Here is a 9069-nt window from a genome sequence, read left to right on the forward strand (position 1 = left end):
GGCCAGATGTGTCAGGGTTCGGCCAGCTAAACGCCGATCTATGGGGCCCCATGGCAATTCTGGCAGCCGTCTACCACCTGACCCACTACAAATACGACCGGCCAGTGATTCTGGGTCCCCAGGTGATCAGGCTTCAGCCTGCACCGCATTCCCGCACCAAGGTGTTGAGCCATTCGTTGAAGGTCGAGCCGGCGAACCACTTCGTCAATCTGCAGCAAGATCCCTACGGCAACTTCCTCGCCCGTTTCGTCTTTCCCGAGCCGGTGACGGAGCTGAAGATCGAGGTCGACCTCGTCGCCGACATGACGGTCTACAATCCGTTCGACTTCTTCGTCGAACCGTCGGCCGAGGCATTCCCGTTCGATTATCCCGAGGAAATCAGGGATGATCTGGCCATCTACCGGACACCGGAGCCGGCGGGGCCGCTTCTTTCGGCTTTCCTGGAATCCATCGACCGCAGCGCGCCCAACACGGTCAATTTCCTCGTCGACCTCAATGCGCGTCTGCAGCGCGAGATCGCCTATATCGTGCGCATGGAAACCGGCGTCTTCTCGCCGGAGGAAACGCTGGCGGCGGCCAAGGGCTCCTGCCGGGATTCGAGCTGGCTTCTGGTGCAGATCCTGCGCAATCTCGGCATCGCCGCACGCTTCGTCTCGGGCTACCTGATCCAGCTCAAGCCCGACCTTGTCGCGCTGGATGGGCCGGCCGGCACATCGGTCGATTTCACCGACCTGCATGCCTGGTGCGAGGTCTATCTTCCCGGTGCCGGCTGGATCGGTTTCGACCCGACCTCCGGCCTGCTCACCGGCGAGAGCCATGTTCCGCTGGCCGCCACGCCGCATTTCCGCAATGCGGCCCCCATTTCGGGCATGGCGAGCTTTGCCAATGTCGAGTTCGGCTTCGAGATGCGGGTCGACCGCATCGCCGAGCATCCGCGCATCACCAAGCCGTTCTCGGATGAAAGCTGGCAGGCGCTCGACGCGCTCGGCGACAAGGTCGATGCCGCGCTCGAGGCCGGGGATGTGCGGCTGACCATGGGCGGCGAGCCGACCTTCGTGTCGATCGACGATTTCGAGGCCGCCGAGTGGAACACCGCCGCCGTCGGCCCCACCAAGCGTGAAAAGGCCGACGCGCTGATCCGCCGCCTGCGCGAGCGTTTCGCGCCCGGCGGCTTTCTGCACTACGGCCAGGGCAAATGGTATCCCGGTGAAAGCCTGCCGCGCTGGACCTTCTCGCTCTTTTGGCGCGCCGACGGCGAGCCGGTGTGGAGCGACCCGTCGCTGATCGCGCGGGAGAAAAGCTCGGCGGATGTCGGGCCGAAACAGGCCGAAAGCCTGCTGACGGCGATCGCCGGCGAACTGGGCATCGACACATCCATGGTCAGCGAAGCCTATGAGGACCCAGCCGAATGGCTGCTCAAGGAAGGCAAGCTGCCCGAGAATGTCGACCCGTCCAACTCCAAGCTGGAAGATCCGGAGGAACGCAGCCGCATGGCGAAGGTGTTCGAGCGCGGGCTGACCAAGCCGTCCGGCTATGTGCTGCCGGTGCAGCGCTGGAACAGCCAGGCGTCAGATCCGCGCTGGCGTTCGGAAAAATGGAAGACGCGGCGCGGCCGGCTGTTCCTGGTGCCGGGCGATTCCCCGGTCGGCTACCGTCTGCCGCTCGGCACGCTGCCCTATGTGCCGCCGGCGCAGTTCCCCTACATCGTGCCTGTCGATCCGTCGCTGCCGCGTGGCCCGCTGCCCGTGCGGGAAGCGATCTTGCCGACGGCCGCGCCGGCCGAACTGGAAGGCGCCGACGAAATGGCCCGCCGCCAGCAGGCGGCCTCGTTCACGGCGGCGACCGGCCAGCAGGAGCGGGTCGAGCAGGAGATCACCGAGATCGGCGGCGCGGTGCGCACGGCGCTTTCGGTCGAACCGCGTGACGGCAGGCTGTGCGTTTTCATGCCGCCGGTCGAGGCGCTGGAAGACTATCTCGAACTCGTCGCCGCCGCCGAGAACGCGGCAAAGGCGATTGGCCTTCCCGTGCATATCGAGGGCTACGGCCCTCCGCACGATCCGCGCCTCAACGTCATCCGCGTCGCGCCCGACCCCGGCGTCATCGAGGTCAACATTCACCCCGCCTCGAATTGGCAGGATTGCGTGGCGACGACGACGGCGATCTATGACGAGGCGCGGCAGACGCGGCTTGGCGCCGACAAGTTCATGATCGACGGCCGCCACACCGGTACCGGCGGCGGCAACCATGTGGTCGTCGGCGGCGCCACGCCCAATGACAGCCCGTTCCTGCGCCGGCCCGACCTGCTGAAGAGCCTGGTGCTGCAATGGCAACGGCGTCCTTCGCTGTCCTATCTGTTCTCCGGCCTGTTCATCGGCCCGACCAGCCAGGCGCCGCGCTTCGACGAGGCGCGTCACGATTCGCTCTACGAGCTCGAGATCGCGATGGCGCAGGTGCCGCATCCCGACCAGGGGGCCGCACCCTTGCCATGGCTGGTCGACCGCCTGTTCCGCAATCTGTTGACCGATGTCACCGGCAATACGCACCGCTCGGAAATCTGCATCGACAAGCTGTTTTCCCCGGATGGTCCAACTGGCCGTCTTGGCCTGGTCGAATTCCGTGGATTCGAGATGCCACCCAATGCGCGCATGTCTCTGGCGCAGCAATTGCTGGTGCGGGCCATCATCGCACGCGCCTGGAAGAACCCGCTCGACGAACGCTTCGTGCGCTGGGGCACCTCGCTGCATGACCGCTTCATGCTGCCGCACCATGTCTGGGCGGACTTTCTCGATGTGCTCGACGACCTCAAGCTCAATGGGTTCGAGTTCCGGTCCGAATGGTTCGACGCCCAGCTCGAATTCCGCTTTCCCTTCTGCGGCGAAGTCCAGCATGCCGGCATCAAGCTGGAGCTCAGGCAAGCACTGGAGCCATGGCATGTGATGGGCGAGCAGGGCGCGATCGGCGGCACGGTGCGTTTCGTCGATTCCTCGGTCGAACGGCTGCAGGTCAAGACCGAAGGCCTCAATCCGGAGCGCCATGCGATCGTCTGCAACGGCCGCATCGTGCCGATGAAGGTGACCGACGACCGGGAGGTGGCGGTGGCGGGCGTGCGCTTCAAGGCCTGGCAGCCGGCCTCGGGTCTGCATCCCGCGTTGCCGGTCAACACGCCGCTGGTGTTCGATATCTATGACCGCTGGTCCGGCAGGGCGGTCGGCGGCTGCGTCTACCATGTCGCGCATCCCGGCGGGCGCAGCTACGACACTTTCCCGGTCAACGGCAACGAGGCCGAGGCACGGCGGCTCGCCCGCTTCGAACCGCGCGGCCATACCCCGTCCGGCTATGTGTTGCGCGAAGAACAGCCGGGGGAAGACTTCCCGATGACCCTTGACCTCAGGCGTCCACCAAGACTGTGATCTGACATGGCAAAGGGGAATCACAAAAGGGTACGCGGCAAGCCGCAGGCCCATAGCCTGCTGGAGCGCTACCAGCCGATCGACGGCGTCGTCGACGAGATGGTCGACGCGTCGGGCAATCCCCGCCCGGTCTGGAAGCATTTTGTCGAGGCGCTGGACGAACTCGGTGCCGAAAAGCTCGGCCAGCGTTTCGCCCGCGCCGACCAGTATCTGCGCGATGCCGGTGTCTACTACCGCGTCTACGACAAGGCGGGCGCCAACGAGCGCGAATGGCCGCTGGCGCACATCCCTGTGCTCATCGAGGACAGCGAGTGGCAGACGATCAGCGCCGGCCTGGTGCAGCGCGCCGACCTGTTCGAGGAAATTGTCGCCGATATCCATGGGCAGAACCGGCTGGTCGAAAAAGGCATCCTGCCGGCAGGGTTGATCGCGGCGAGCCCTGAATATTTGCGGCCCGTGGTCGGCACCAGGCCGGCCGGAGGGCATTTCCTGCATTTCTGCGCCTTCGAACTCGGCCGAGGCCCGGATGGCCGCTGGTGGGTGTTGGGCGACCGCACCCAAGCGCCTTCGGGCGCCGGCTTCGCGCTGGAGAACCGTGTCGCCACCACGCGCGCTTTGTCCGACATCTATGGCGAGATGCATGTGCACCGGCTCGCCGGCTTCTTCCGTCGCTTCCGCGATGCGCTGATCGGCATGGCAAAGGAGAGCGACGGCCGCGTAGCCATCCTGACGCCGGGGCCGCTCAACGAAACCTACTATGAACACGCCTATATCGCCCGCTACCTCGGCATCATGCTGCTCGAAGGCGAGGACCTGACCGTTTCCGGGGGGAGGCTGATGGTGCGCACCGTGTCCGGACTGATGCCGATCAGCGTGCTGTGGCGGCGGCTCGACGCCGCCTTCGCCGATCCGCTCGAGCTGCGCGCGGATTCGCAGATCGGCACGCCGGGCCTGGTCGAAGCGATCCGGCAAGGAACGGTGTCCACCGTCAATGCGCTTGGCTCCGGCCTGATGGAGACGCGTGCGCTGCTTGCCTTCCTGCCCAAGATCGCGCGTGAATTGTGGGGCGAGGAGCTGCTTTTGCCCAGTGTGGCGACATGGTGGTGCGGGCAGGAGACGGAGCGCGCCCATGTGCTCGCCAATATCGACCGGATGGTGGTCGGCCCGGCGCTGTCGACAAGACTTGCCTTCGAGGATGACGGACAGACAAAGCTCGGCTCGGCACTATCGGCCGGGGAACGGGCGGAACTGGTAGCGCGCATCGAACGCGATGGCGAGGCCTTCGTCGGCCAGGAAGCGGTGACGCTTTCGACGACACCCGTCTATGTCGGCGGCTGGCTGGAGCCGCGGCCGGCGAGCTTGCGCGTCTATCTGGCGCGCACGCTCGAGGGATGGACTGTGATGCCGGGCGGTTTCGCCCGAGTCGGCATGTCGCTCGACCCGACGGCGATGGCCATGCAGCGCGGCGGCCAGGCGGCTGATGTCTGGGTGGTCAGCGACAGACCGGTCGAGCGCGAGACGCTGCTGCCGCAGGAGGGCGACAGTTTCAACCGCACCAAGCCGGGTAGCCTGCCCAGCCGCGCGGCGGAAAACCTGACCTGGCTTGGCCGCTACATCGAACGCTCGGAAGACACCGTGCGCATCCTGCGCGCTTATCATGTGCGGCTCGCCGAAACGTCCGATCCCGACATGCCTCTGCTGGCAGATATCAGGGACTATCTCGAGCCGTTCGGCATCGATGTCGAAACGGCGATCCCATCGGGATTGATCGGCATGCTCGACAGCGCCGTCTACAGCGCCGGCCAGATCCGCGATCGTTTCTCGCCGGATGGCTGGCTGGCGCTCAAGGATTTGTCGAAGACGATCCATCGGTTCGCCACCACCGTGGCGCCCGGCGACGACGCGACGCGGGCCATGACCGTGATTCTGCGCAAGCTTGCGGGATTCTCGGGCCTGCTGCACGAGAACATGTACCGTTTCGCCGGCTGGCGCTTCCTCGAGATTGGCCGTCGGCTGGAGCGCGGCATCCAGATCGCCAGCACGCTGGCCAGACTGACCGGTGGCAAGGCGCCGGATGGCGCGCTGGACATGATGCTGGAGATCGGCGACAGCGTCATGACCCATCGCCGGCAATATCCGGTGCAGGCCGGCCGGCGCACGGTGATCGATCTCCTGGCGCTCGATCCGCTCAATCCGCGCTCCATCCTGTTCCAATTGGAACGGCTGAAAGCCGAGATAGGGCTGTTGCCGGCGACCGGCGGCGAGGGGCACATGTCGGCGGCGGCCAAGGAGATCCTGCAGCTCAACACCGCCATCGCCATCAAGGAGCCGGCTGACATGACGACGAAGGCGCTGAACGAACTCGCCAGCGAAATCGGCGGCCTGTACAACAGCCTCGCCAAAGCCTATTTCGGCTAGAAAACAATGGCCATGCTGTACGACATCAGGCTTCTGCTCCATTACGACTACGCCGCCGCTGCCGGCGGTGGCCGGCATCAGGTGCGGGTGCTGCCGCCGACCATTGGCGACGTGCAGCGTGTCATCGCCGCTTCGCTTTCCTTTGAGCCGGCGCCCAATGAACGATCCGACTTCACCGATTTTTTCCGCAACAACGTCACCTCGATCGCGTTTCGCGACGCGCATGAAGCGCTCGACATTAGGATGAGCGCGCGCGTATCGGTGTCGCGGCCAGAGCCTGGGCTCGACGTGTCGCCCGATATCGGCCGGCTCAGGCAGGAACTGGCCGCCGTGCGGTCGCTGGCATCGGCATCGCCGCATCACTTCTTGGTGGCAAGCGGTCATGCCGGAATGGATGCGGCGATCACCGCCTATGCGCAAGACAGCATCGGTGGCTCGACCGCAGGCACGGCGATGAGCCTCTGCAGGCGTATCCACCATGATTTCACCTATGATGGCGAAGCGACCACGGTGCGAACCCGGGCCAGCGATGCCTTCCGGCTGAAGCGGGGCGTCTGCCAGGATTTCTCCCACATCATGATCGCCGGGCTACGCGGTCTCGGCATTCCGGCCGGCTATGTCAGCGGCTTCCTGCGCACCATTCCGCCCAAGGGCAAGCCCCGGCTGGAAGGTGCGGATGCCATGCACGCCTGGGTCAAGGTCTGGTGTGGACGCGATGCCGGCTGGCAGGAGTTCGACCCGACCAACGGCATGCGGGCTTCCAACGACCATATCACCGTCGGTTACGGGCGCGACTATTCGGATGTGGCGCCCATCGTCGGTGTGCTGAAGACGACCGGCGGACAGGTCGGGGAGCAGGCTGTAGACGTCATCCCGGTGGTGCTCGAAAAGGCGTGAAAACGGGGACATGCCTACTTTTGCCCGGCATGAATAGACAAAACGTCTTCTCAAACCTGAAGGTGGCAGCTACTCTGTCTTCGTTTTGTTGAAGGGGACAATAGGTGTATTCTTAAAGCGCACGGGGCGGGTGCTGTGTAATTTGAAAACGGTTAGCGTAATTATTCCCGCGCACAATGCGGCAGCAACTATCGCGACGACATTGGCGTCACTCCGCGGCGAAGCCGATGTCATCGGCGAGGTCCTTCTGGTGGACGATGGATCCACTGATGATACTGTCGCCGAGGCGCAGCAGGCGGCCGCTCGACTTTTGCTCCCGTTGCGCGTGTTGGCAGCCAGCTGCCGCGATGCCGGCGGTGCCCGTAACGTGGCGCTGGCGGAAGCGCGCCATCCTTGGGTGTATCTGATCGACGCCGACGACCTGCATCTTCGGGGCGGGTTGGGCGCGTTGCTGCGGCAGGCGGAGACCCAGCCGAAAGCCGACATGATCGTTGGCGCCTACCGGCGACGGGTGAGTGGCCAGGACCGGCAGATCAAGGTGCCGAACGGCTATCAGGCTGCGTGCCTGGCAAACGCTTCGGCCTATGTGAAGGGCGATATACGGTCGGTCGCCGTGGGCAGTGTGCTGGCATCCCGGCACCTGATCGGGGAGACGCGGTTTCCGGTCGGGCTGGCCTATGACGAGGACACGCTGTTCTGGGCGCGGCTGATGAGCAAAGCATCGCTGGCAATGGTTCAGCAGCCCGTCATGATCTATGAGGTCTCGCCGGAACGATCCGACGATCGTTTCGCGATCAACCCGGTGCGGCGCTTCCTGGACTGGCGCCGGGAACTGCGCACCCTGGCCGACTGCGACATCCCGCTCTCGGCGCTCAAGACCAGGGAGGGCCTTGTCGCGCTCAAGATCGCTCGTGTCCATTATGCACGGGGCGACCTGAACATGGCGGCGCGCTTTCTCGCAATAGCCTCGGCGGCGCCGAAGCGGCGCTCGGAAGCTTGGCGGTGCCTGCGCTACAAATTCAAGCTCGCGGCGCGTCGCCGGCTGTCCTTTCCGATCACTCAGATGCGGAGCGCATTGTAGGTCTTGTCGGCGCGAGGCGGGATCGCCTGCTTTCCAGACAGGTGTGGAACCAGCCGTCAGCCCGCAGCTTATCTACGCGTATTTTGTGTGGAGCTGACATGCTGCAGAGGACCGGATCGTCGCATAGCCGATTGGCCGATGGGGATAGCCTATCCAAGAATGGAGCACAGATTCCCGCCAGGAATACCGCGCTGACCTATGTCAGCGATGCCGAGCCCGGTATCCGCCGGCTGAAGGCTGGCAAGGGATTTGCCTACAAGGGACCGGGCGGGAAAGCGGTCTCCGATGCCGCCAGGGCGCGCATCGCGGCGATCGTCATCCCGCCGGCCTGGACCGATGTCTGGATTTCGCCCGATCCGAATGGACATATCCAGGCGACCGGGAGGGATCAGCGGGGGCGCAAGCAGTATCGCTATCATCCACAATGGGCCGAGGAGCGCGACGGTGCCAAATATTCGAGCCTCGTCGCTTTCGCCGAAAGCCTGCCGGACCTTCGGCGCAGAATCGACAGCGATTTGCGCCGTCACGGCCTCCCGCTCGAACGCGTGGTCGCCGCAGTGGTCTGGCTGCTCGACAACACGATGATCCGCGTCGGCAACGCGGCCTATGCACGCGACAACAAGAGCTTCGGCCTGACGACATTGCGGGACCGGCATGTCGACATCAAGGGGTCGAGCCTGCGCTTCGCCTTCAAGGGCAAGTCCGGCAAGGAATGGAGATTGAAGCTGATCGACCGCCGCATCGCCGGGATCGTTCGGGGCGCGCAGGACCTGCCGGGCCAGAAACTGTTCCAGTATCTCGACGAGGGAGACGATAGACGCCCGGTCCGCTCCGACGACGTCAACCGCTACATCCGGGACGCCGCCGGCGACGCGTTCAGTTCGAAGCATTTTCGCACATGGGGCGGCACCATCCACGCCGCGTCGCTGTTTGCGCAGACCGAACTGCCTGAAAGCCAAGCACGGCAAAAGCGGGTCATGAACGACGTCATCGACAAGGTGGCCGCACGGCTGGGCAATACGCGTGCGGTCTGCCGCAAATGCTATATCCACCCGCAGGTTTTCGAGGTCTGGTCGCAGGGACAGCTGCTTGCCGAAATGGCGGAAGCCAGCAAGCGCAAGCGGTCCATAAACGGTCTCGATGAGGAGGAAGCGCTCGTGCTGAGATGGCTAAAAACACACGAAAGCTAGAGCGGGATGAGATTTATAAGAGTCGTGGGATTCCCAAATCATCGCAGTTCTGATTCAACATGCATGCTGGGAG

At 64.5% G+C, this 9069-nt stretch carries 5 protein-coding genes; all 5 read left to right on the forward strand.

The features are described from left to right. The first annotated feature begins 50 nt into the window (after positions 1-50). The 5 genes from LB543_RS20195 to LB543_RS20215 all read left to right on the forward strand — a co-directional run bounded on the left by LB543_RS20195 (position 51) and on the right by LB543_RS20215 (position 8996). On the forward strand, positions 51-3410 hold the full coding sequence (locus tag LB543_RS20195; protein WP_224615318.1) for a DUF2126 domain-containing protein: 3360 nt from the start codon (positions 51-53) through the stop codon (positions 3408-3410). A gap of 6 nt (positions 3411-3416) precedes the next feature. Next, positions 3417-5828, forward strand: a complete 2412-nt coding sequence (locus LB543_RS20200; RefSeq protein ID WP_224615319.1) for a circularly permuted type 2 ATP-grasp protein — start codon at positions 3417-3419, stop codon at positions 5826-5828. Between the two features lie 12 nt (positions 5829-5840). Next, positions 5841-6725, forward strand: a complete 885-nt coding sequence (locus LB543_RS20205; RefSeq protein ID WP_224615320.1) for a transglutaminase domain-containing protein — start codon at positions 5841-5843, stop codon at positions 6723-6725. 88 nt (positions 6726-6813) lie between these two features. Next, a complete protein-coding gene (locus LB543_RS20210) occupies positions 6814-7806 on the forward strand; it encodes a glycosyltransferase family 2 protein (RefSeq protein ID WP_224615321.1) in 993 nt (330 codons plus the stop codon). 98 nt (positions 7807-7904) lie between these two features. Beyond that, positions 7905-8996 (forward strand): DNA topoisomerase IB, encoded by a 1092-nt coding sequence (locus tag LB543_RS20215; protein ID WP_224615322.1) that lies wholly within the window; start codon positions 7905-7907, stop codon positions 8994-8996. Positions 8997-9069: the final 73 nt, after the last annotated feature.

This window comes from Mesorhizobium sp. ESP7-2, assembly GCF_020164715.1.
In the GTDB taxonomy this organism is placed as follows: domain Bacteria; phylum Pseudomonadota; class Alphaproteobacteria; order Rhizobiales; family Rhizobiaceae; genus Mesorhizobium.

Bases quoted from the DNA above. Each gene is read 5' to 3' on its own strand.
- LB543_RS20200 (WP_224615319.1), top strand. From the start codon at position 3,417: ATGGCAAAGGGGAATCACAAAAGGGTACGCGGCAAGCCGCAGGCCCAT.
- LB543_RS20205 (WP_224615320.1), top strand. From the start codon at position 5,841: ATGCTGTACGACATCAGGCTTCTGCTCCATTACGACTACGCCGCCGCT.
- LB543_RS20195 (WP_224615318.1), top strand. From the start codon at position 51: ATGGCAATTCTGGCAGCCGTCTACCACCTGACCCACTACAAATACGAC.
- LB543_RS20215 (WP_224615322.1), top strand. From the start codon at position 7,905: ATGCTGCAGAGGACCGGATCGTCGCATAGCCGATTGGCCGATGGGGAT.